The sequence below is a fragment of the Corynebacterium sp. HMSC067D03 genome (assembly GCF_001811185.1).
GTDB classification, from domain to species: domain Bacteria; phylum Actinomycetota; class Actinomycetes; order Mycobacteriales; family Mycobacteriaceae; genus Corynebacterium; species Corynebacterium coyleae.
This window is the reverse complement of the sequence record NZ_KV803842.1, coordinates 53,451-76,062: the sequence shown is the minus strand read 5'-3', so window position 1 is coordinate 76,062 and position 22,612 is coordinate 53,451. Positions and strand designations below refer to the sequence as shown.

Annotated in this window: 18 protein-coding genes and 1 tRNA gene; 10 read left to right on the top strand and 9 right to left on the bottom strand. The window is 60.5% G+C overall.

The annotated features are described in order from the left end of the window. Nucleotides 1-11: 11 nt before the first annotated feature. The 3 genes from HMPREF2785_RS10030 to argS all read right to left on the bottom strand — a co-directional run bounded on the left by HMPREF2785_RS10030 (nucleotide 12) and on the right by argS (nucleotide 4,473). Entirely contained in the window at nucleotides 12-1,364 is a 1,353-nt protein-coding gene (locus HMPREF2785_RS10030) for a homoserine dehydrogenase (RefSeq protein WP_070452197.1), read from the bottom strand. A gap of 83 nt (nucleotides 1,365-1,447) precedes the next feature. Then, nucleotides 1,448-2,812, bottom strand: a complete 1,365-nt coding sequence (lysA, locus tag HMPREF2785_RS10025) for a diaminopimelate decarboxylase (RefSeq protein ID WP_070452195.1) — start codon at nucleotides 2,810-2,812, stop codon at nucleotides 1,448-1,450. Further along, complete coding sequence (argS, locus tag HMPREF2785_RS10020; RefSeq protein WP_070421834.1) at nucleotides 2,812-4,473, bottom strand: arginine--tRNA ligase; 1,662 nt, start codon at nucleotides 4,471-4,473, stop codon at nucleotides 2,812-2,814. The genes lysA and argS overlap by 1 nt, the downstream gene beginning before the upstream one ends. Before the next feature lie 205 nt (nucleotides 4,474-4,678). Here argS and HMPREF2785_RS10015 point away from each other — a divergent pair, with 205 nt between their 5' ends. The 10 genes from HMPREF2785_RS10015 to HMPREF2785_RS09970 all read left to right on the top strand — a co-directional run bounded on the left by HMPREF2785_RS10015 (nucleotide 4,679) and on the right by HMPREF2785_RS09970 (nucleotide 13,893). Next, entirely contained in the window at nucleotides 4,679-6,361 is a 1,683-nt protein-coding gene (locus tag HMPREF2785_RS10015; RefSeq protein ID WP_070615283.1) for an L-lactate permease, read from the top strand. Nucleotides 6,362-6,449: 88 nt separating this feature from the next. After that, complete coding sequence (locus HMPREF2785_RS10010; RefSeq protein WP_070421832.1) at nucleotides 6,450-7,235, top strand: (Fe-S)-binding protein; 786 nt, start codon at nucleotides 6,450-6,452, stop codon at nucleotides 7,233-7,235. Continuing rightward, entirely contained in the window at nucleotides 7,232-8,782 is a 1,551-nt protein-coding gene (locus tag HMPREF2785_RS10005; protein ID WP_210386115.1) for a LutB/LldF family L-lactate oxidation iron-sulfur protein, read from the top strand. The genes HMPREF2785_RS10010 and HMPREF2785_RS10005 overlap by 4 nt, the downstream gene beginning before the upstream one ends. Then, on the top strand, nucleotides 8,783-9,463 hold the full coding sequence (locus tag HMPREF2785_RS10000; protein ID WP_070421831.1) for a LutC/YkgG family protein: 681 nt from the start codon (nucleotides 8,783-8,785) through the stop codon (nucleotides 9,461-9,463). A gap of 241 nt (nucleotides 9,464-9,704) precedes the next feature. After that, nucleotides 9,705-9,778, top strand: a tRNA-Arg gene (locus HMPREF2785_RS09995). A 149-nt stretch (nucleotides 9,779-9,927) separates the two neighbouring features. After that, nucleotides 9,928-10,197, top strand: coding sequence for a hypothetical protein (locus HMPREF2785_RS09990; protein ID WP_070482766.1), 270 nt, complete (start codon nucleotides 9,928-9,930; stop codon nucleotides 10,195-10,197). A gap of 16 nt (nucleotides 10,198-10,213) precedes the next feature. Beyond that, nucleotides 10,214-11,134 (top strand): CPBP family intramembrane glutamic endopeptidase, encoded by a 921-nt coding sequence (locus HMPREF2785_RS09985; protein WP_141750687.1) that lies wholly within the window; start codon nucleotides 10,214-10,216, stop codon nucleotides 11,132-11,134. A gap of 63 nt (nucleotides 11,135-11,197) precedes the next feature. Continuing rightward, nucleotides 11,198-11,731, top strand: coding sequence for a YceI family protein (locus HMPREF2785_RS09980; protein WP_070421828.1), 534 nt, complete (start codon nucleotides 11,198-11,200; stop codon nucleotides 11,729-11,731). A gap of 17 nt (nucleotides 11,732-11,748) precedes the next feature. Next, nucleotides 11,749-12,207 (top strand): hypothetical protein, encoded by a 459-nt coding sequence (locus HMPREF2785_RS09975; RefSeq protein ID WP_070450152.1) that lies wholly within the window; start codon nucleotides 11,749-11,751, stop codon nucleotides 12,205-12,207. Between the two features lie 72 nt (nucleotides 12,208-12,279). Then, a complete protein-coding gene (locus HMPREF2785_RS09970; RefSeq protein WP_070615275.1) occupies nucleotides 12,280-13,893 on the top strand; it encodes an alpha/beta fold hydrolase in 1,614 nt (537 codons plus the stop codon). Between the two features lie 84 nt (nucleotides 13,894-13,977). Here the strand turns inward: HMPREF2785_RS09970 and HMPREF2785_RS09965 are convergent, their stop codons facing one another. From HMPREF2785_RS09965 to HMPREF2785_RS09940, 6 genes are all read right to left on the bottom strand, one after another. Beyond that, entirely contained in the window at nucleotides 13,978-14,193 is a 216-nt protein-coding gene (locus HMPREF2785_RS09965; RefSeq protein WP_070421825.1) for a PspC domain-containing protein, read from the bottom strand. Between the two features lie 71 nt (nucleotides 14,194-14,264). Continuing rightward, nucleotides 14,265-14,738 (bottom strand): MarR family winged helix-turn-helix transcriptional regulator, encoded by a 474-nt coding sequence (locus HMPREF2785_RS09960; RefSeq protein WP_070421824.1) that lies wholly within the window; start codon nucleotides 14,736-14,738, stop codon nucleotides 14,265-14,267. Between the two features lie 11 nt (nucleotides 14,739-14,749). Next, nucleotides 14,750-17,419, bottom strand: a complete 2,670-nt coding sequence (locus HMPREF2785_RS09955; RefSeq protein WP_070615272.1) for an AAA family ATPase — start codon at nucleotides 17,417-17,419, stop codon at nucleotides 14,750-14,752. 2 nt (nucleotides 17,420-17,421) lie between these two features. After that, nucleotides 17,422-18,570 carry a metallophosphoesterase family protein gene (locus HMPREF2785_RS09950; protein ID WP_070421822.1) on the bottom strand — a complete coding sequence of 383 codons (1,149 nt, stop codon included), beginning with the start codon at nucleotides 18,568-18,570 and terminating at the stop codon, nucleotides 17,422-17,424. A 58-nt stretch (nucleotides 18,571-18,628) separates the two neighbouring features. After that, complete coding sequence (locus tag HMPREF2785_RS09945) at nucleotides 18,629-19,444, bottom strand: SWIM zinc finger family protein (protein WP_070421821.1); 816 nt, start codon at nucleotides 19,442-19,444, stop codon at nucleotides 18,629-18,631. Further along, nucleotides 19,437-22,565, bottom strand: a complete 3,129-nt coding sequence (locus tag HMPREF2785_RS09940) for a DEAD/DEAH box helicase (protein ID WP_070615269.1) — start codon at nucleotides 22,563-22,565, stop codon at nucleotides 19,437-19,439. Before HMPREF2785_RS09940 ends, HMPREF2785_RS09945 begins: the two co-directional genes overlap by 8 nt. Nucleotides 22,566-22,612 lie beyond the last annotated feature (47 nt).

Sequence of the window (22,612 nt, the reverse complement as noted above, 5' to 3'; positions counted from 1 at the left end):
GGAGTGCTCCTTTAAGCGTCGAGGCGGATGACGGAGTTGACGGCCTTCACATCATCGTGGCCGGTGAGCTCTTCGACGATGCCGTTCAGGGCAGCTTCACGTGCGCCGTGCGTGACGACGATCAGGTGTGCCTCGTCGCCAGACTCCTCCTGACGGACCGCGGAAAGCGACACCCCTGCCTTAGCAAAGCGAGCCGTGAGGTCTGCGAGCACGCCGACGCGGTCGTTGACGGTCATGTTGATGTGGTAACGCGTGGTCACATCGTCAAACGCCACAATCGGGTAGTCCGCGTACGGGTTCTCCGCCGGCGCGCGACCACCGTGGACCTTGTTACGGGCTGCACCGACCAGGTCGCCCAACACGGCGGAAGCGGTTGGGGCACCGCCGGCGCCGTTGCCGTAGAACATCAGGCGGCCGGCTGCTTCTGCCTCGACGAAGATGGCGTTGTAGCTCTTGTCCACCGTTGCCAGCGGGTGCTCGTTCGGCACCAGCGTCGGGTGCACACGTGCGTTAATGCCGGTGGTGTTGCCGTTTTCGTCCAAGAGACGCTCACAGATGGCCAGCAGCTTAATCGTCTGGTTGGACTTCTTCGCTGCCGCGATGTCGTCTGCGGTGATCTTGGTGATGCCCTCGCAGTGGACGTCGTCGAACGTCACACGGGTGTGGAAGCCCATGGACGCAAGGATCGCTGCCTTGGAGGCCGCGTCGTGGCCTTCGACGTCCGCAGTCGGGTCAGCCTCGGCGTAGCCCAAACGGGTTGCCTCAGCCAGCGCCTCCTCGTAGCTCGCGCCGGTGGAAGCCATCGCGTCCAGGATGAAGTTCGTGGTGCCGTTAACAATGCCGGAGATGCGCTGCACCTGGTCGCCCGCGAGCGAACGGCGCAGCATGCCGACCACGGGGATCGCGGCAGCGACGGCTGCTTCGTAGTACAGGTCGACGCCGGCTGCGTTCGCAGCATCAGCCAACTCGGAACCGTGCGCTGCGACGAGCGCCTTGTTTGCCGTCACCACCGACTTTCCAGCGTTGAGTGCTTCGAGGACCAGCTTGCGTGGATAATCAATACCGCCGATGAGCTCAACAACAATGTCTACGTCGTCGCGTGTGACCAGTTCGCTCGCATCCGCAGTCAAGTAAAGTCCCTGGACTTCAGGCGCGTCCTTGTGCTTGTCCACGTCGGAGACAGCCACGCCACGGACCTCGATCGGGCCACCGATGCGATTTTCCAAGTTCGAAGAGAATTCACTGAGCAGGCGCAGCACTTCCGTGCCCACGGTGCCCTTACCCAACACGGCAATACCCACCGGGGTGCCGATGCCCTTGCCGGGGTAGTTTCCGTTGATGCCTTCAGCGCTGGCAACTGTCATGGTCAGGATGCTCCTTTTCGTTGCTGCAAAGTACAGGTTTGAACCGCTTGGTCTACTATCGCTTAAGCAAGCACTCAGGTCAATTAATATTCGCGGGCCAACAGGTCTTCCACAGTCTCGCGGCGCACCATCGGGGTGATCTGTCCGCCGCGCACGGACACGACAGCCGGACGTCCAAACGCGTTGTAATTCGAAGCCATGGAGTAGCAGTACGCGCCAGTCGCAGCCAACGCAATGAGATCGCCGGAGGAAATATCATTCGGCCACTTCGCATTCTCTACGAGAATGTCGCCGGACTCACAGTGCGAACCAACCAGGCGGGTATCGGTGTTGTCACCGTCGACGAAGCGGTTGACCACGCGGGCGTCGTAAAGCGCCCCGTAGAGCGCAGGGCGAATGTTGTCGCTCATGCCACCATCGACCGCGATGTAGCGGCGAGATGTAGTGAACGAAGTATCGACGTCCTTAATCACACCCGCGGTGTACACCGTCACCGCAGAAGGACCAGCAATCGCACGTCCCGGCTCCACAACCACAGTCGGCGCGGCGATGCCGAGCTCGTCAGCGACATCCTGCACGGAGGCAAGCAGGTCGCGCGCAACCGCTGCGACGTCGAGCGGCTGCTCCCCTGACATATAAGCAATGCCGTAACCGCCGCCCAGATCAAGGTAGCCAAGCGCGACACCGCAGGTCTTCCACACTTCTGCGTACAGGCCGAGCACGCGCTCTGCAGCCAGTTTGAAGCCTTCAGCGTCGAAGACCTGGGAGCCGACGTGGCAGTGCAGGCCGGTCAACTGCAGCGAATCTGAGTCAATTGCTGCCACGGCCGCAGCAAGTGCGTCGCCAGTGGCCAGGGAAATGCCGAACTTCTGGTCTTCGTGGCTCGTCGCAATGAACTCGTGCGTGTGCGCATCCACGCCGGGCTTCACTCGGATGAACACATCTTGGATGACACCGGCCTCGCGGGCGACAGCTTCCAGTTGCGCTAACTCCTGGTGAGAGTCGATGACCACATGCCCCACGCGCGAATCCACGCATAGGCGCAGAAACTCGTCGGACTTGTTGTTGCCGTGAACAGTGATGCGTTCCGGCGGGAAATCGGCTGCAAGTGCGATGCGGAGCTCGTTTTCACTCGCCACATCGAGGGCAAGACCTTCCTCATCCACCCAATGTGCAATGTGTCGGGTCAAAAAGGCCTTCGACGCGTAGTGCACATTTTCCGGCGCACGGAATGCTTCCGCCATGTCGCGGCAGCGAGAGCGGAAATCGTCCTCATCCACGACGACAACCGGGCTGCCGTATTCGGCGACGATCTCAGGCAGTGGCACACCAGCGATGGTCACTACCCCGTCTTCTTCACGCTTGGCGTTTCGCGGCCAAACGTGTGTGGGCAGTTCGTTGAAGTCGCCCTCGTCGGTGCTGTACGGGGTGGATACGAAAACAGTCATTACATCCGCTCCGGGGCGCTCACGCCGATCAGGCCCAGCGCGTTTGCAATCACCTGGCGTGTCGCCATCGCAAGTGCGAGACGTGCCGTGTGGATCGGCTCCGGCGCCTCGCCGGCCTTCGGCAGGATCTGGCAGGAGTCGTAGAACTTGTGGAAGGCGCTGGCCAACTCTTCGGTGTAGCGGGCAATGCGGTGCGGCTCGCGCAGCTCCGCGGCGGCGCGCACGACTGCAGGGAACTCACCGATCGTGCGGATCAGGTCGCCTTCCTTCTCGTGGGTCAGCAGGCCCAAGTCGATGTCCGCGACGTCGGGCAGCGTCACGCCGGCTTCCTTGGCCTTACGCTCAATCGAGCACAGGCGCGCGTGGCCGTACTGGACGTAGTAGACGGGGTTGTCGGAGGACTGCTTCGTCCACAGATCTAGGTCGATATCCAGCGAGGAGTCCACAGAGGAGCGCACCAGCGAGTAGCGCGCGCCATCCACGCCAATGGCGTCGACAAGATCCTCAAGCGTGATCACGGTGCCTGCACGCTTGGACATCTTCACCGCCTGGCCGTCGCGCACGAGGTTGACCATCTGGCCGATGAGCACTTCGACGGCGTCCGCGTTGTAGCCCAGCGCCTGCGCCGCAGCCTTCAGACGTGCGATGTAGCCGTGGTGGTCCGCACCCAACATATAAATGGCAAGTGTGTGGTCGCGGTCGAACTTGTCCGCAACGTAGGCGATGTCGCCGGCGATGTATGCCGCGTCGCCGTCGGACTTGATCACCACACGGTCCTTGTCGTCGCCAAAGTCAGAGGAGCGCAGCCACCACGCGTTGTCAGCCTCATACAGGTTGCCGTTTTCCTTCAGGGTGGCAATCGCCTTATCCACCGCACCCGACTCGAACAGCGAGTTCTCATGGAAGTACACGTCGAAGTCCACGCCGAAATCGTGCAGCGACTGCTTAATCTGCGCGAACATCATCTCCACGCCAGCAGCGCGGAAGGTCTCCTGCACTTCAGCATCAGTGCCTTCGAGAGCATTGGGCTGCTTTTCGACGACCGCCTGAGCGATCTCGCGAATATAATCGCCCCCGTAACCATCCTCCGGGGTTGGATCCCCCTTGGCAGCAGCAACCAACGAACGCGCGAAGCGGTCGATCTGGCCACCGTGGTCGTTGAAGTAGTACTCGCGGGTCACCTTCGCGCCCGAAGCCTCAAGCACGCGGCCCAGCGAGTCACCCACCGCAGCCCAGCGGGTACCGCCGAGGTGAATCGGGCCGGTCGGGTTCGCCGAGACGAATTCCAGGTTCACCTTCTCGCCGGCGTAGATGTCGGAGTTGCCAAACGCGGCACCCTCCTCGAGCACCTTGGCTACCAGCTGGCCCTGGGCGTCTGCGGCGAGGCGCAGGTTAATAAAGCCGGGCCCTGCGATCTCAGCGGCGGCGATGGCTGGGTCCTCTGCCAAGACCTCTGCAAGCCAGCCTGCGAGTTCGCGCGGGTTCGTGCCCGCCTTCTTCGCCACTTGCAGTGCAATGTTGGTGGCGTAGTCGCCGTGCTCCGGATTTCGCGGGCGCTCCACAGTCACGGTGTCGGGGACAACAGAGGCGTCGAGATCATGGTCTGCAAGCACGCGCTCTGCGGCGGCTTTTACGGTGGTGGCAAGTTCTGCTGGCGTCATGGGCATGCAGTGTAATTGAGGGCTTTGACACGGGCGCATACGGATGGTCGTCGATACGCAAAGTGCGCTAATTCACATCCCCCTTGAGGGGCAAATCTTTTCACTTCGCTGCCTTGTTTGGCATATTTAGCCCATCGGGTCTCGCACGCCGAGGCCACGGTCACCCGTTTCTTTTTCCGTTCCTGTCTCGAAAGAGCCCTGTTTTATGGACCAATTCCAAATCTTCACCGACGCAGTCGGTGGCAGCACTGGTCTGTCGGCATTGGTGTCTACCCTGCCGCTGTTAACCTTCTTCATCATGCTGCTCGGCGTGAAAGCTCGCGCTCACACCTCGGGTTTTGTTGCACTTATCGTTGCAATTCTCGTGGCCATCTTCGGCTTCCATATGCCGACCGCGTTTGCCATCTCTTCCGCGTTCCGCGGTGGCCTCTTCGGCCTGTTCCCCATCGTATTCGTCATCCTGACGGCCATCTGGTTCTACCAGATCACGGTCGCTTCGGGTCGTTTCGAGGACCTTCGTCTTGTGTTCGACAAGATGGGCAACGGTGACGTTCGCATCCAGGCGATGCTCATCGCTTTCTGCTTCGGTGGCCTGCTTGAAGCCCTCGCCGGCTTCGGTGCCCCGGTTGCTATTACCGCGACGATGATTCTCGCGCTCGGCATCCCGCCACTGAAGGCCGCCACCGTGGTGCTTATTGCGAACACCGCTCCGGTGGCATTCGGCGCGGTCGCCATTCCGATTACCACCGCAGGTGACGTGGGTGGTCGTACGCTGGAGCAGACCGAGAACATCGCCGCCATCGTCGGCCACCAGACCCCGGTTCTGGCGTTCTTCGTGCCGTTCATCATTGCACTGCTTATCGACGGCTTCCGTGGCGTCAAGGAGACCGCCCCGGCCGCAGGTGTCATCGGTCTGGCTTTCGCGATCGCCCAGTGGTGGACCTCCAACCACTTCGCCTACCAGCTCACCGACGTTATTGCCTGCATCGTCGCACTTGGCGCCGCGTTTGTGCTGCTGCGTTTTTGGCAGCCGCGCGGTGTGGAAGCCATGCGTGAGCGCCTCGGCCTCGAGCCGTACGCCGACGAAGATGGCGACACTGAAGCGCTCACCGGCAGCCGCGTCTGGATGGCACTCATGCCGTACGCAATCGTCGTTGTCGTGTTCGGCCTGGCAAACCTGGGCACCACGATTCCGACCTGGCTCAAGCAGTTCAAGATCTCGTTCCCGTGGCCAGTCATCGATGGCCAGCTGCTCAACGCTGCGGGCGAGCCGGTCAACACCGACTACTCATTCGCCTACATCAACAACCCGGGCTCGCTGATGGTCATTTCCGCCATCATCGTCTCCATCGCCTACATGGTGTTCAACGACAACGGTCGCTACAGCCTCACCTGGGGCCAAGTTGGTAAGGAGTTCGTGGACACCGCATGGAAGATGCGCTGGTCTGCCGTCACCATCATGCTGGTGCTCGCACTGGCATACGTGATGAACTACTCGGGTCAGACCGTGACCATTGGTGAGTTCTTTGCCAACCTCGGCCCGGCATTCGCGTTCTTCGCTCCGATGCTTGGCTGGGTCGGCGTGGCTGTGACTGGTTCCGACACCTCGGCCAACGCCCTGTTCGCCAACCTTCAGGTCACCGCCGCGAACAACCTTGGCCTCAACCCGGACCTCATGCTGGCTGCTAACACCACCGGTGGTGTTGTGGGCAAGATGATCTCCCCGCAGTCCCTCGCAATTGCCGCTACCGCGGTGAGCATGGAGGGCAAGGAGTCCGAGATTTTCAAGAAGGTCGTGGGCTGGTCCTTCGGCTTCTTGCTCGCAGTGTGCGTGATAGTCTTTCTGCAGTCGAACGTTCTAGAGGTCCTTGCTCCGGTCGTTCCGTAACTGCCATCCTTTTACGGTGCTCCCGAGGTCCAAGTGACCTCGGGAGTTTCGTCGTTTTCCCTGAGATTTCCCACGATAGGAGCCCGAAATGCGAGTAGCTCTGTTTTCTACTTGTATCGGCGACGCCCTCTTCCCTGACGCGCATAAGGCCTCGGCCATTGTGCTTTCCCGTCTCGGCTATGAGGTTGTCTTCCCCGAGCAACAAACCTGCTGCGGCCAGATGCACGTCAACACTGGCTACAAAGAACAAGCCGTCCCAATCATTGAGACGTACGTCGATGCCTTTGCAGACTCGTCGATTGACTACGTTGTGGCTCCTTCGGGCTCCTGCGCGGGAGCTGTCCGCGAGCAGCACGTCGAGCTTGCGGAGCGTTTCGGCTCCAAGGCGCTTGTCGACGGCGCAAAGATCGCCTCGAAGAAGACCTACGATCTCTCCGAATTCATCGTTGATGTCGCCGGCACCTACGACGTGGGCGCATTCTTCCCGCACCGCGTGACCTACCACTCCTCTTGCCACTCCCTGCGCTTCCTCAAGGTCGGCGACCGTCCGACCGAGCTGCTGCGCCACGTTGAAGGCCTTGAGCTTGTGGATCTGCCGAACTCCGAGGAGTGCTGCGGTTTCGGCGGCACATTCTCTGTGAAGATGCCTGAGGTGTCTTCCGCGATGGTGTCCGACAAGGTCCGCCACATCAAGGAGACCCAGGCGGAGTTTGTCACCGCTGGTGACTCCTCTTGCTTGATGAACATTGGTGGTGCACTGTCTCGCCAGCACCAAGGCATTCGTGCCGTGCACATGGCTGAGATCCTCGCCTCCACCAAGGAGCACCCGCTGACCCCGACGTCTGCGGTGTACACGAAGGAGAAGATGCTGTGAAGGTTGCACTCGGACAGCCCACGATGCCGCCGTTTGCCAACGGCCCGGCTCACCTGCGCGGCAAGGAGAAGTTCCAGAAGGCTGCGCACCACGAACTTAACGACGTCACCAAGCGCCGTAATTACCAGTACGCCACCACGACCATTCGTGTGAAGCGTCAGAACGTTGTCGACGAGCTGGATGACTGGCAGCAGCTGCGCGAGGCAGGCTCCACCATTAAGCGCGACGTTGCGGCACGTATGCCTGAGCTGCTTGAGCAGTTTGAGGAGAACGTGACTAAGCGCGGTGGCCATGTCCACTGGGCTCGCGATTCCAAGGAAGCCAACGAGATCATCCAGGGCCTGATCAAGGAGACTGGTGAGGACAAGGTCGTCAAGATCAAGTCCATGGCGACCCAGGAAATCGCCCTGAACGACGAGCTGGAAAAGGCCGGCATCTTCGCTCAGGAAACTGACCTTGCAGAGCTGATTGTGCAGCTCGGCGAGGACTTCCCGTCCCACATTCTCGTCCCGGCGATCCACCGCAACCGCGCGGAGATCCGCGACATCTTCGCCGCGAAGATGCCGAACACGGACGAGACGCTGACCCAGGAACCTGCCGAACTCGCAGAGGCTGCACGTCAGTACCTGCGTCAGCAGTTCATGGAGGCAAAGGTTGCCATTTCCGGCGCCAACTTCGGTTGCGCTGATACCGGCACCGTCTCCATCGTCGAGTCTGAGGGCAACGGCCGTATGTGCCTGACCCTGCCGGAGACCCTTATCACCGTGATGGGCATTGAGAAGCTCCTGCCGAGCTTCGATGACCTCGGTGTGTTCCTGCAGCTGCTGCCGCGCTCCTCTACCGGTGAGCGCATGAACCCGTACACCTCCCTGTGGTCCGGTGTGACCGAGGGCGACGGCCCGCAGAACTTCCACATTGTTCTGCTGGACAACGGTCGTACCGCCGCAATGTCTAACGAGATCGGCCGCGAGGCACTCAAGTGCATCCGCTGCTCGGCTTGTTTGAACGTTTGCCCGGTCTACGAGCGTGCCGGCGGCCACTCCTACGGCTCCACCTACCCGGGCCCGATTGGTGCAATCCTGACCCCGCAGCTCACGGGTATCGATTCGTCCGACGACCCGAACGGTTCCCTGCCGTACGCGTCGTCGCTGTGCGGTCGCTGCAACGAGGTGTGCCCGGTGAAGATTCCGATCACCGACATTCTGTTGGAGCTGCGCTACCAGAAGGCGAAGAACGAGCCGAACCGCATGGAGCAGACCGCGTTCGCGTCGCTGGCTCAGGTGTGGGGCCGCAGCAACGTGTGGAACCGTCTGGTCCGCATGGTTGCGCTTGGTCGTGTGCTCGGCGGCTTTAACGGCAAGATCGAGACCATGCCGCCTCCAATCTCCGGCTGGACTGGTTACCGCGATGTTGCGGTGCCGCCAAAGAAGTCCTTCCGCCAGTGGTGGGAGACGGACGAGGCGAAGCGTCTGCTGTCCGAGGCACGTGAGCAGGGCATTCCGAACGGCCAGAAGGTCAACACCAAGCCGATCGAGGAGGAGAAGTAAATGACTACCACTACTGGTAATGCTGCAGGCTCCCCCGCCCGCGACTCCCGTAACGAGGCTGCGAAGCGCGAGATTCTCAAGCGCATCCGCAACGCCCACAAGCTCTCTAATGTTCCGGAGCATGTCGAGGTGGTCCGCGAGTACCGCACCACGTCCGACATCAAGGGCGACGAGCTGCGCGAAATCCTTATCGACCGTCTTGTGGACTACAAGGCTGACGTTGTGGAAACCACCGAGCAGACGCTTGGCGACGACCTGCTGAAGGTGCTTGCAGACCGCAAGTGCAAGGACGTTGTCTACGCACCGGGCCTGGATGCCTCCCTGTTCGACGGTTTCTCCGGCACTGCCCGTCCGGATGACGTCACGTCGGATCCGCGTGCGCTGGGCGATGTGGACGCCGTGGTGACGGATTCCCACGTCACCTCCGCGCAGACCGGCTCGATCGTGCTGGAGGCTGGCGACGTGTGCGGCCGCCGCGCGCTGTCTCTGGTTCCGGACCGCCACATCTGCATCGTGCGTGCAAATTCCGTGGTCTACGGTGTGCCAGAGATGATCGCCCGTATCAACCCGGAGCACCCGGCCACGATGATTTCTGGCCCGTCCGCTACTTCTGACATCGAGCTCGTGCGCGTCGAGGGCGTGCACGGCCCGCGTGACCTCATCGTCATGGTCGTGAAGTAACACTCCCTCTTCCCCGGCGCCTTCGCCGGGGCGAGATACACGAAATGGCCGGTCCCTTTTGGGGCCGGCCATTTCGCTGTCATTGTTTCCCGTGTCACGCCGTTCCCGCGGCGCACAATCATTATGAAACACCGGTGTTGAGAAACCATGGCGTGTGGCTGAGAGTGTCCTGAGGGTTTCGTCGTGAAGCGCTGCACCAATTTCTTCTGCCCACACACGGGGTGCTAGTGTGATCGGCATTGTCTCCGTAGCTCAGTGGATTAGAGCATTGGTTTCCGGTACCAAAGGTCGCAGGTTCGAATCCTGTCGGGGACACGCTGTGTTATCTCGAGACATCGTTCCTTCGGTGTCTCGAGATTTTTGTTTGTGGGGTCGTTCCGGGAGTGCAAGTTCGCAGCCCTCTCCTTGTCGCGCCCGTTGTCACGCGGGCGGTGTTAAATTTTTTGTTGTAAGGAGGCTTCGGAATGGGCTCTCGGTTCGAAATGGGCTTTGGCGGCGCACTTGCCGCAAGAGAAGAGAATGGAGCGCCATGGGTTCCGCCATGGTGGCAGAGATTCGTGATCGTCCCCTTGGCCGTCCCCGCCATGTATATCGTGTTTCCTGTTGACAGGGATAATTTCAACCTAAGCAACTTACTCAAACCGGCCGCGTGGACACTGGGGGTCTACTACATCGTCATTTTGCCAATCTTTGACCTCCGCAGGTATCGCTGGGATAAGAAACACGACGAGTAGCAATAAAGGTGACATCTTGAACGCTTCGACATCCATCGCCTACCACCTCCTCGGACGCGCGTATCGACGACCCGCCACACCGCCCAACACTGACAACCCCACTCCACCCCGGCCGGCATGGTGGCGTCCGTTGATTGAACTCGTCATCGCTCTGGTGCTTTTGGTCACGCTAACGAGCGCGGCGATCGGCCTGTTCTACCTGTACGAGAAGATCGCCCATCCTGAGGTCAGCGCGTTCGCGGAATACTCGTTTTTGGAGCATCCGTATCTCGCAGCTGCAACATTTATTGGGTGGGTGGCGATGATCCCCGCGGGGTTCATCGCTGCCCGAGTGACAGGCCGCGACCCCCGTGCGCTGTGGTCCAGGGAACTGCGCTTTAGGTGGCGCAACTTCGGGCTCGCCTTGCTACCCGCCCTGCTGTTCCTCGGCGCCGAGGGCATCTACGCGGTGGTTATCTCGGACCGGTCCCAGGCGACTTTTACTCCTATGAATGTCGCTGCACTGGCCGTCATCGTCGCGATGGCACCGCTCCAGTCGCTGTCCGAGGAACTCTTTTTCCGCGGCTCGCTTGTGCAGATCACCGGCCAGTGGTTCTCCCCCGCCGTGATTGCGTACTTGATTCCGCTGCTGTTTTTCTTGTCAGGCCACCACTACGAATGGCAAGGCATGGTCAGCGTTACCGTGTTCGCGCTGTGCGCCACCTTCCTCACTCACACAACCGGTGGTATTGAAACGGCGGCTGCGGTGCACGCCGTTGGCAACACGTTCGCCTACGCGCCGGACGCATTCGGTGTGGACGGGGTTGACTTGGCGGTGTCGTCGTCAAGCGATCTTGCGATCTCTGTAGTGGCCACCGTGGCGGCGACCGCCGGAGCGTATCTGCTCATTAAGCGAGCTACTTCTCAACCAGCAAATTGCCGGTCAAACAATTGTTGACGTGTCACCATTACTCCGTTACAGTCGGCGCCACACGTAACGACATCGAATAAAGGAGACGCAATGACTAACCTGACCGGTACTTACAACCTCGACCCTGCCCACTCCACCATCGGCTTCACCGTGCGCCACGCGATGGTGACCAAAGTCCGCGGCGAGTTCACCGACTTCGATGCAACACTAACCATCGCCGAGAACCCGGCCGAGAGCACCGCGACGGGCACTGTGCGCACCGCGAGCGTCGATACGAACAACGCTGATCGTGATGAGCATGTGCGTGGCGACGACTTCTTCGCCGTCGACAAGCACCCGGAAATGACGTTCACCGCCACCGAGTTCAACATCGATGAGTCGGGAAACGGCTCCGTCACTGGCGACCTCACCATCAAGGGCACCACCAAGCCGATCACGTTTGACGTCGAGACGTTTGGCGTCGAAGAGGATCCGTTCGGCAACACACGCATCGGCTTCGAAGCTCGCACCACCATTAACCGCACGGACTTCGGCATTGACTTCCAGGCTCCGCTGAACTCCGGCGGCATGCTGGTCAGCGAGAAGGTCGGCATCGAGATCGAAGGCTCCGGCATCAAGCAGTAGCCCTTATACTCGCCGCCATGGAGCGGAAAGTGTTTACCCGCCACCCAGGCGGTCTACCCGCGGCATTCGTCGCGGGTTTTGTCATTGTGGCAGTCGTCGTTGCAGCGTTGAGCGGCGAACTTTACGGTGCGCTGTTGTTTGGATTCGTGGTGGTGCTTTGGGGGCTCTGGATTTTCTCCCGCAAAGTGGCGCTGGTTCTTGACCACGACTCCCTCACCACCACCCTTGGCAGCCGATCCAGAACCATCTCATATTCGGACATCAAGGACGTGCGCCCCGGAGAAGAACCCAGCCTGATCCACTTCACCGGTATTGCCATGCTGACCGACCAGCCGGACCGCTACGCCGATGCGGACGCGTTCACCCTCGGCGGGCCCACGGTGCGCATCTGTGTCCGCAATGCAGATGACTGCCTCGTTGCCGTGGCGGATCAAGACCACGTGCAGCGTGCAATTCGCGAAAGAATCGGCGCGTAGCGTGGCGATAGCTGACAACTCCGGTAGATTCGGTTAAGCGAAACCTTAGGTATGGAGAAAAGGAGCCTGGCTATGTTGAAGTCGGTCACGAGACGCGTCGTCAAGCGAAGTGCTGCAGCACTCGGCGCGCTGGCACTCACCTTGTCACCACTGACCGCAACCCCTGCTCACGCGCAGCCGACTTCCCCTGTCATTACGTGGGAGTCGTGCCCGTTCTACGTTGATGCCAAGGGCGCACAGTGCGGCCGCATTTTGGTGCCCATGCACTACGACAACCCCACGGCTGGCGACATCTCCGTTGGCTTTATCAAGATCCCGGCTCAAAATCCGGGTGCACGTCGTGGCGCGATCTTCGGCAACCCAGGCGGGCCTGGTGGCGATGCTTACAGCTTCTTCGGCATGAACGAAGGCATGAAGTGGCCGCAGGAGATGCGCAACGAGTGGGATCTCGTAGCGGTACAACCGCGTGGCCTGATTGGTTCTACTCAGTTGAAGTGCGCTGACCCTGCAATGAACGGCCCTGCCGACATAGCGAAGCTGACATGGGACGCCACGGTCACCCAAGGCGGACTCACCCGCGAACTGTGCGAGAAGCCTCGTCCGGGCTACACCAAGACGATCACCACCTACAACAACGCCCGTGACTGGGACATGGTCCGCTGGGCGCTTGGCTACGACACCATCTCAATCATGGGCTTGTCGTACGGCACGTACTTGGGCTCGGCGTACGCGTCGATGTTCCCCAACCGCACCGACAAGGTCGTCCTCGACTCCGCGATGAACCCGAACGACCAGTGGTCGAAGATCCTGCTGGACCAAAAGGGCGGCTACGAGCGTGCGCTGAACGAGTACTTCGCGTGGGTCGCTGCAAACGACGCAAAGTACCGCATGGGCAATACCCCGCTGAAGGCGTACCAGTACTGGGCGAACGTGGTCGTCGCACAGTCCGGCACCAACCCGACCGTGACCCCACCGCCAGCCCGTGTGGGCGACCTTCCGCCCGCACTCGCGTTTGCCGGCCAGGCGGGCGCAGACGCTATGTCGGCTGCCGGCAAGGCCCGTGTAGAGGGCGAAGGCATTATCTCCCGCATGCTCAACCCGGGTGCGAACCAGGTGTCTTCGCCGCTGCTGCTGGCCACTCGCAATGTGCTGCCCTCGCCAGCGGACTGGGACTCGCTTGCACGGCTCACCAATGGCTCGCTAAAGCAAGACCAGGCCAAGCCGGCGCCTGAGTTGATGAAGTTCTTGCAAGAGGAGTCCATCGCCCGCAACGAGTTGCTCGCTGTGCAGACCTGCAACGAGAACATCGCTGCGCCGGACTACGGCCTTATCCCGGCCGCGATGTGGGCCAACCAGACCGGCGAGGTCATCACCGCCCCTGCTCTGCAGTTCGGCTCTGGTGTGACCTGCAACGGCGCAGCGCCAGTCACGGGCAAGGTGGCGCTCAACGGTTCGAAGCTGAAGACTCGTCCACTGCAGATCAACGCCACGCGTGATCCGCAAACCATGTATGCGGGACGCTTCGGCATCGCCCAGCCGATGGGCTCGCACGTGGTGACGGTTCACGGCCCGGGCCACGGTCACGTCGGGCGCGGCAACCAGGCTGTCGACCGTCAGGTTGTCGAATACCTGCGCACCGGCAACCTTGGACCGGTTGATCAGCCGGGGCACTTCAACCAGGGATAGCCCCGCGCATAGGCGTCAGCCCGTGATGGAGTTCGTAGCGACGAACCACATCACGGGCTGCATTATTTTCTAAAACTCTGTGTTTTAGAACTCTGCCGGCATGATCATCCAAGCAACGATGTATGCCAACAGGCCCGGCATTACCCCGGCGAGTACCAGCAGGATGAAGACCACGCGAACGAGGGTGGAGTCCACCCCGAAGTATTTCGCGATGCCACCGCATACGCCCGCGATGTACTTATCAGTCATCGACCGTTCAAGTCGTTTCGGAGTGTTACTAAAGTTCTGGGAGCTATTCATATAAGACATGCCTCCATCAAACTCCGCTTCCCTCGCTCCGGCAATGGTTCTGGAAACATGTTGCGAGATTTTTACGAACCGTCAGGGGTACGTGGGTCGACTGCGATGACATCGTTCAGCCAGGTTTGAAGTACGTGCCTTTGTTCGTCTGTCAGTTGATCAAAGATCAGACGGCGGACGGTTTCGACGTGATCCGGCACTGCAGATTCCAGGCGTGTGAAGCCTTCATCGGTGATAGTCACCAATACGCCGCGCGCATCGCCCGGACACACCTTCTTCGACACCAATCCGCGCTTTTCCATGCGTGTGACCTGGTGCGACGCACGCGAGCGGTCCCATTGCAGCTCGGCACACAGTTCGCGCAGTCGCATTGTCCGTTCTGGGGCTTCGGAAAGCACCACCAGGATTGAGAACTCGGGAGCAGACATGGCTGCGGTTTCCTGCAGCCGCTCATCGATGGCGTTATTTACCTTCTTCGAGGCAGCCAGGATCAGTCGCCAGAGGTGTTGCTCGTCCTCAGTAAGCCAGCGCGGTTGAGTAGCCATAACCGATGATGTTATCCAATCCCCTTATGAATCCCCTTTAAGTCATCCACTGCGTAGGTCCGTGCAGCCGATACGCGGTCGAATCGTTGCGGGAAACACGTGAGCACGAGCACCTGTGAGTGCTTGCCTACCTGGCTAAATAGCGAGTTCATGCGAGCGAGGCGCTCCGGGTCGGTCGCACCCAACGCGTCATCAACAACTACCGGCACAGGAGCACCTGTCCCCTCTCCGGACACCAGGTCTGCGATGGCAAAGCGGGTCAGGATTGCTAACTGCTCCTTGGTGCCTCCCGAGAGTTGATCGAGTGGCACCGTGACGCCATCGACGGTGCGGTCCGTAATCGTCAGGTCATCGCCATAGTTGAAATCTACGCTCGGGCCGAACAGGATTCGGGCACGCTCGCGCACTGCGGCATTAAACGGCGCCGCGTAGCGCGAACGGGCAACGTCGCGGTGGCGGTGCATAGTCTCGCGTAGGAGTTTCACCGCCTCTGCCCGTCGCGTTGCACGGTCAAGGGCGGCTTGGGCGATCTCGAGCTCCGCAGCAGCATGGTCGGCTTGCTCGGCAGTACCGGTGGCCATGTCGATGTATCCGGTGAGCTCGCGGATTCGGTTCTGTGCATCGTTCTTGCGCTTCTCCAGATTGCTCAGACGTGTGGTGGCTCCCTCCAGCAGGGATGCGGCGAATTCGGGATCCGCTTCCGCCAATTCCGCCTTTAGCGCGTCAACAACCTGTTGGGATTCGGTTTCGTCTTCACACGCTTGCTGGAGAGTTTTGTCCAAATCTTCGGCACGTGTTGTTTCCTCCGCACGGGACAGTTCCGCGGCTGCTGCAGAGGCTTCTGCTGTTTTTGCCTCCAGACGGGTCTCCAGGACGGTCAGCGTGTGTGCTGCGGTTTTGTCTACGTAGGGTTTCAGTGCGGCTTCGGCAGCGTCCACGTCACGTTCTGCGTTAGCGAGCGCCTTTTGCGTCTCGCGCAACGCTTCCTCTGCGTCGGCTTCGTCCACCTCCGCTACGACATCGGATGCAGCAGTGTCTTTCAGCGCTGCCGCAAGCTCTTCAGCCTGTGCCGACAGTTTGGTCCGCTCGGCACGCAGTTCGTCGGCGGATGCACCGGCGAGGGTGTCGTCGAGACGCTGGCGCGCCACCTTGAGTTCGGAGGCGTACTCCTGCGTGGCGTCGCGGGCGGCACGGGCCTCATCAACACTGTCGCAACCGGTGGCGGCAAGTGCATCAGCAAATGCGCGTTCTGCCTTCTCTACGGCGCTTTGGGGATCTGCAGAGCCTTGGGCTGCGCGGAACACCACGCCGAATTCACCCAACTGCAACGTGGAGCCCTCGAAGACCGCGACGGTTTCCGTGCCGTTGATGGGGCGATCATCGCCATCGACAGTGATCGTCGCATTATCTGCGGTGATCTCTAGTTTTGCCGAGGATGCGTCGCGCAGACGGCGCTGGAGTGTGACCTCGTTTTCTGCCTGTTCAAGGTCCCGAATGTGTTTGTCGGTGACGTCGCGCTCTGGCGCGTTGGAAAGCAGTTCTTTATATGCCTGCTCTACCGTGCCAATGCGTTCGAGCTGCTCGTCGATGGTCTTGAGGCGACGCTTCGCCCGTGCAAGATCCCGCAAGGTCTCTGCATGTTTGGATGCAGTGCGTGCGTCTGTAAGTCGTGTCTTCGCGCCCTCGACATCCGCAAGAAGGGTTGCTATCTTCTCCCCTTCCTCGTTACGGGCTTTTCGTGCAGGCTCAATCTCTTCACGGAGCTGAGCTTCCTCATGTTTGACCAACTCCACGCGCTTCTTCAGGGCGTTGCGGTCTGCTACATCCTGCTCAGCACGTTTGCGAGTGATCGTCGCTCGCTCGAGGCGCTCCTGGGCGGTAGCTGCCTTATCGCGGACCTGGTTCGCCGCAGCGCTTGCCTGCTCGCGCTCACGCAACTCTTGCTCGGCATCAGGCAGTTCCTTGTCGATGCTGTCGATCTCACTCTTGCGTCGCTCAACCTCATCGACGTACTGCGACAGCTGCTGCACTTCCGCTTCGTGTGTTCGCAGCTTCTCGCGGGCATCCTCTACGGCGGTAAACAACGCCGCATAGGGTGCTTTCTTCTTCGGTGGCTGCGCGTTGGTCCAATATTTTCCGTATTCGGCATCAATGGCGCGGGCGAGGTCTGAATCTTCCTCACCGGTTTCGCCTTCTCCGGCTTCCGCGTCAAGGGCACGAGAGATCGTCGGGATACCGGCAGCAGCGATCGCTGGATCGAGGTCCCCCTGGCGGAGAAACAGCGTCTGAGTAAGCGCTGTATCCAGGTGCTCGTCCAGGATCCGCAAAAGCTCATCGTCGGCTTCGCGGCCGGTGAAGTTAGCGCGGACCGGCGTGTGCACCGTCAGCTCTGATTTCTTTCCCTTGAGCCATCGCTTGCGCACGGTAAACGTGGTGCCGCCAATCGTGGCGTTGAGTTCTACCTCTGGTGATTCGTCACGTCCTGCGGGTGCAAGAGCGCGAATCTTCTTGCCGCCGCCAGTGTGACGCTCGTTGAGTACTGCATCAAGCGCGTCCAAGATGGTCGACTTGCCGGCCTCGTTGCGTCCGTGGACAACGATGACGCCTGTATCCGGCAGGTCACGCAGCTCCAGGTGCTCAATCGCACGAACATTGTCGAGGGTCAGCGAATGGATACGCATGATTAGTGGACCTCCTTAGACAGACGGAACAACAAGTTCACGGCATCGCGCGCTGTAGCCTCATCGCCAGCAACACCAATAAGCTCGCGCATCGCCTCCTTGGCGTAACCCGTCAGCGGCAAATTCTCTAGCTCTTCCTCGTCTGGCTCGAGGTGCAGGCTCATCAACCGCTCCCGCTCGTAGAGAGCGGCAAAGACCGGCTCTAACTCGTCTAACTCTCGTTGCAACGTACGGGTTGCTTCCAGGCCAAGCGTGCCGGAGAGCGCATACTTGATCACGGTCCGATCCTTCGCAGGATAGGCCTTCAGATCGTCGATAACCGCGGCAACATCGTCGGCATCGTTGACCTCCCAGAAGCGTGCTTCGAACGTCCAGGTGCCAACCGGAACCTTCTCAACCTCGACTGTGGATGTCAGACTGTCCTTCTCCACGGTCACGACTAGCGCGTTGCCGGAATCCACTTCCCCGCCCTTCGCGCCAGGTGAACGGTCGAAGTAGTCGGTGGTTTCCGGGGAGCCGGAGAACCACACTCGACCTGAGTCCGACAGTGATTGCGTGGAGTGGGTATCTCCCAACGCCACGTAATCGATCACGCCGCGATCGATTGCCGCATCTAGTTTGGCAATGTCGATAAGCGCCGCCGTCTCCTCGGTGCCATAGCCTTCTGCCTGGCCGTGGCCGACCAAGATGCGCACGTTTTCTGTCGGCTCCAGATTCCGAATCCCCTTCGCGCACAAATCCTCGGAGGCATGCTTGGCCAGCAGTGGCGCACCGACAATCTCCACGCCTTCGCGGACCTCCACGGGCGTGGAGTCTCCCAAGACCGTCACCCCATCAATGTCAGAGGTGAAATTAAAGATGGAATCCGCCACCAACGGGTCGTGGTTTCCCGGCAACAGATACACCGGCACCGGGAGATGCCGCAATGCTTCGAGTGCGCGCCCCCGCGTTTCGCGCTTGAGCGAATTGTGTTCGAACACGTCGCCTGCAACCACGATAAATTCAGCTCCGCGCTCTTCGGCGATCTCGCCGAGGCGCGTTACCGCGCGGAGCCGGGCTTCGTTGAAACGCGATTGGGCGTCGGCGGACAGGAACTTCCTTGTCATGCCCAACTGCAGGTCGGACGTGTGAATGAATGTCGTGCGCGTCATACCCACAACAACTACCACCCCACCACGACACAGCACACAATATATTCGAACATATGAACTATGAACGCGTGAGGTCGTCGTAAAGATCCTCGATATCTGCTACCGCGCGCAATTGGTCGATGTTGGTAAACGACACAGATTGCATCGCACGGTGCAGCAAGTGGATGTCCGAGTCCTCGATCATCGGCGCGATCTTCGGGCGTGGCAGATCGGGCAGGTCGTGGCCATCCCAGAAGTACGGCGAACCCGGCGCGGAGTTCTCGAGCGCCATGTTGTGTGATTCGCGCCGTTTGCGGTCTTCGAGCGCGTTAAGTGTGATGCCACGCATGGAGAGGATGAGGCTCGGGTCGTCGTCGATAAGTTCGGCAGCGCACTGTGCGAGCGCGACCGCGTGCTTGCAAACTTGGGCGTTGTCCGGGCAGTCGCAGTAAAACCGCACCTCGTCGGGTGAGGAGCAGAGCAGGATGTCAAGGACGTCGTCATTGAGTTCCCCGGCACGGAGGCGCTCGAGGGAACCTGCTTCGCGCACAAGCGAGCCGATGGCTGTTTCGATGTCTTCGCGGCTGCGGTGCGGCAGGACGAGTGTGGTGCGGAAGGGCTCGTTTTGGCTGCCTGCAACGTCTGCGTGCATTCCATTAGTTACGGCGGTCAGCCCAAGGACATGCCCGCCGTCGGCGTAGGTGCGGCCGCGTTTGGCGCGCGCGACGTCGGTTTGGCGCACTGCAGCGTTGAATATGCGCATCGCTGGTGCGGATAGCCTGTTGACGCGCGAGGGTTCGCTGGTCTGCGCCCCGGTTTCGGCTGGGCTGGAGACGCGTGTGCGTGCGCCGAAGTTGGCGTAGATGACGTTGTCTTCGCGTGGGCGTTTAGTCATTTTGCCCCCTGTAGCTGATCAGTTGTGCCAGATCATCGGTGTCCAGTTCGGTGATCCAGCCTTCGCCTTGGCCGACGACGGTGCCTGCGAGTTGGGTTTTGCCGTCGAGGATGTCTTGGATGGATTCTTCCATGGTGCCGCGGGTGATGATTTTGTACACGGTAACGTTTTTGTCTTGTCCGATGCGGAATGCGCGGTCGGTCGCCTGGTTTTCTACGGCTGGGTTCCACCAGCGGTCGAGGTGAATGACCATAGAGGCCGCAGTGAGGTTGAGTCCTGTGCCGCCGGCTTTCAGGCTCAGGATCATGGCGCGCGGGCCGTTATCAGTTTGGAAATCTTCCACCATCTTGTCGCGCGCGGTTTTGCCCACGCCGCCGTGGAGGAATGGGATCTTCCCGCCGAGGCGCTCCGAAAGGTACGGCTGGAGGATGTCGCCGAATGCCTTGTACTGGGTAAAGATCAGGACGCGCTGGTCGGTTTCGATAGCGTTGTCCAGCAGTTCCATGAGTTTTTGTACTTTGCCGGAGCGGTGGACGCCTTTGATGGTGACTGGGGAGCCATCGCCAAGAAAGTGCGCCGGGTGGTTACAAATCTGCTTGATGCGCGTGATGGTGGACAGCACCAGCCCCTTGCGCGCAATGCCTTTTCGGTTCTGCAGTTCTTCCTGCATTGTGTCCACGAGCGCCTTGTACAGTGCGGCTTGCTCGGCTGTCATGTCTACGGCGATGACATGTTCTGCCTTTTCGGGCAGGTCGCTGATAATCGCCGTGTCAGTTTTCAGCCGGCGCATGATAAACGGCGCGGTGAGACGCTGAAGCCGCTCGCTCATCTCGAGCGCGACAGGATCTTCGCTGCGGGCCTCGATGACCTTGGCAAAGTGGTTGCGGAAAAACGACTGGGAGCCAAGCATGCCGGGGTTAACAAAGTCGAGGATGCTACGCAGCTCCGACAGTTTGTTTTCAATCGGCGTGCCGGTCAGCGCGATGCGGTGGCGTGCTGGCAGGGCGCGCACGCTTTTCGACGCCTGCGTGCCCGAATTCTTAATCGCCTGCGCCTCATCCAGCACCACGTGATCCCAACGCACCTTGGCCAGGTCTTTCACGTCGCGGGCGACCGTGCCGTAGGAGGAAATGACAATGTCCGCTTCTTCGGCCGCAGCGAACAGCTCGTCACCTTTGAGCCGTCCCGTGCCGTGGTGGACCCGCACCTTCATACCCGGCACGAAGCGGGCTGCTTCGCGCGCCCAGTTGCCCACTACTGAGGTCGGTGCGACCACAAGCGTTGGTCCGGTCTTCCTGCCGTTCGCCTCTTCCACCGCAAGCAGGGACAACAGTTGGAGGGTTTTGCCAAGCCCCATATCGTCTGCAAGCACAGCCCCTAGGTTGTTGCGGGACATGTAGTACAGCCAATCCACACCGCGGCGCTGGTACTCGCGCAGTTCGGCGTTGACAGTCTCAGGGACCTCTACGCGCTCAAGCGCGGGGCGGTCGGTGCCGCCGACAAGCGAGGTAAACCAGGGTGAGCCGGTAAACGCGATCGGGCTATCGTCGCCAGTTTCCAAGGCGAGCTGACGCAGCTCCGCAGCGGAGACCACACCCTCGCCCTGCGCTTCTTTTAGCCGTTCGTACTCCACGCGAGCCGCACGTGCGATCTCTGCAAGTTGTTCGGCATCTTCGCTGCCACCGGCTTCTGCAAGACGCGCGTGGATCTCGGCGGCTTCCGCCTCGGCGAGCGCGTTCTTCAGCGTGCTTTCCTTGAGCTTGTTCAGATACTTCGCGGACTTAGACAGATGCTTGGTATCGGCCAGCACCCACTCCCCGCGCAGTTTGATCAGCCCGGTTTTGGAGCGCGCAAGTTCCGCCATCTCATCGTCAGTCAATTCCACTCCGCCGATGGAAAGGCGCCAGTCGTACTTGACCAGCGTGTCAAAGCCCATGCGAGTGACCGTGGCGGAATCGTGCGGGTCCTCGTGACGGGCAAGTTTCAGTTGCGACGACGTCTCCGCCGTCGCCCACGTTCGCGGCAGCATGACGACGAAGCCTTCCGCACGCAACTTGGGCGCAACGTTTTGGACGAACTCGACGATCTGATCAGCCGTAAGCAGCACATCCCAATCACCGTCAGTACGCCCTTGGGCACCATGCAGTGAGGGATCGAGCAGCTCCGACACTGCGATCGCGGAGCGCAACTGGCCACGAAGGTGATCCGCCGACGCGCTATCAAAATCCGCCATGCGAACCGGGCGGGGTGAATCCGCCTGTGAGCGGACCTGGATCCGCACCGGCCACAACGGCTCCGCTGCAGCGGCGTCACTGTTGCTACTGCCGTCGCCGTCGCGGTCGTCGTCAAGATCTGTCATCGGCTCTTGCGGGTCTTCAGCAATGAAGACCAGCTGCAGATTCGCGGCGGTGATCGTGCCGTTCCAATCACCGACCTGCTGCGCCAGGCTCGGTCCGCCGCGACGAAGTGGAGTATCGAACATCAGCGACAGCACAAAGTCGTGGCGTGGAAACGGACGCCCGGCTTCTGACGTCGCAGTATCACGCAGACGAGTCGAGGCAATCCAGTGCGTAAATGTCGTCGCACAATCCTCGCTTAACTTGTGGTTATTGGCCGTGAGCACGCCCGGCGCTGCGGCGATCATCTCCGCGAGCCAGCCCCTCTCCTCAAGACCTGTGCCCAACTGCCACTGTGCAAACCACTGGTTCTCCCGGTACGGCACATGGATGGACACTCGCCCGGCTCGGATGAACTTGGTCAACCCCGCGTACATACGAATGAGCCAATACAGGTCAGGTGCGATCGATTGGCGCTGCGACGGGGTTGCTGCCGGTGATGGCCCGTCGAGATGTGCGATGCTCTCCAAGAACCTGATCGCATCCTCGGGCGCAAACTTTGCCACCGGAGCACGCAGTGTTACTTGGCGGCCTTTCGGAGTTTGCAGGAGCAGGATTTCTCGATGACGGAACCGGGAATCGTCGAGAAGCGAATGCACAATTGGCGGAAAAGTCCCCTCCGGAACTTGACCAATCGTCACAATTTTGTGGCCTTCTACCTGCTCAGCCCAAATGACAAGTCCAGCGTCGGACGTCCAGAGCCCGTGCAAAACGTATTTAGGCATACCCACCCTTATACCACCCAACCCGAAATTGACCCCTAAAAGTTTTT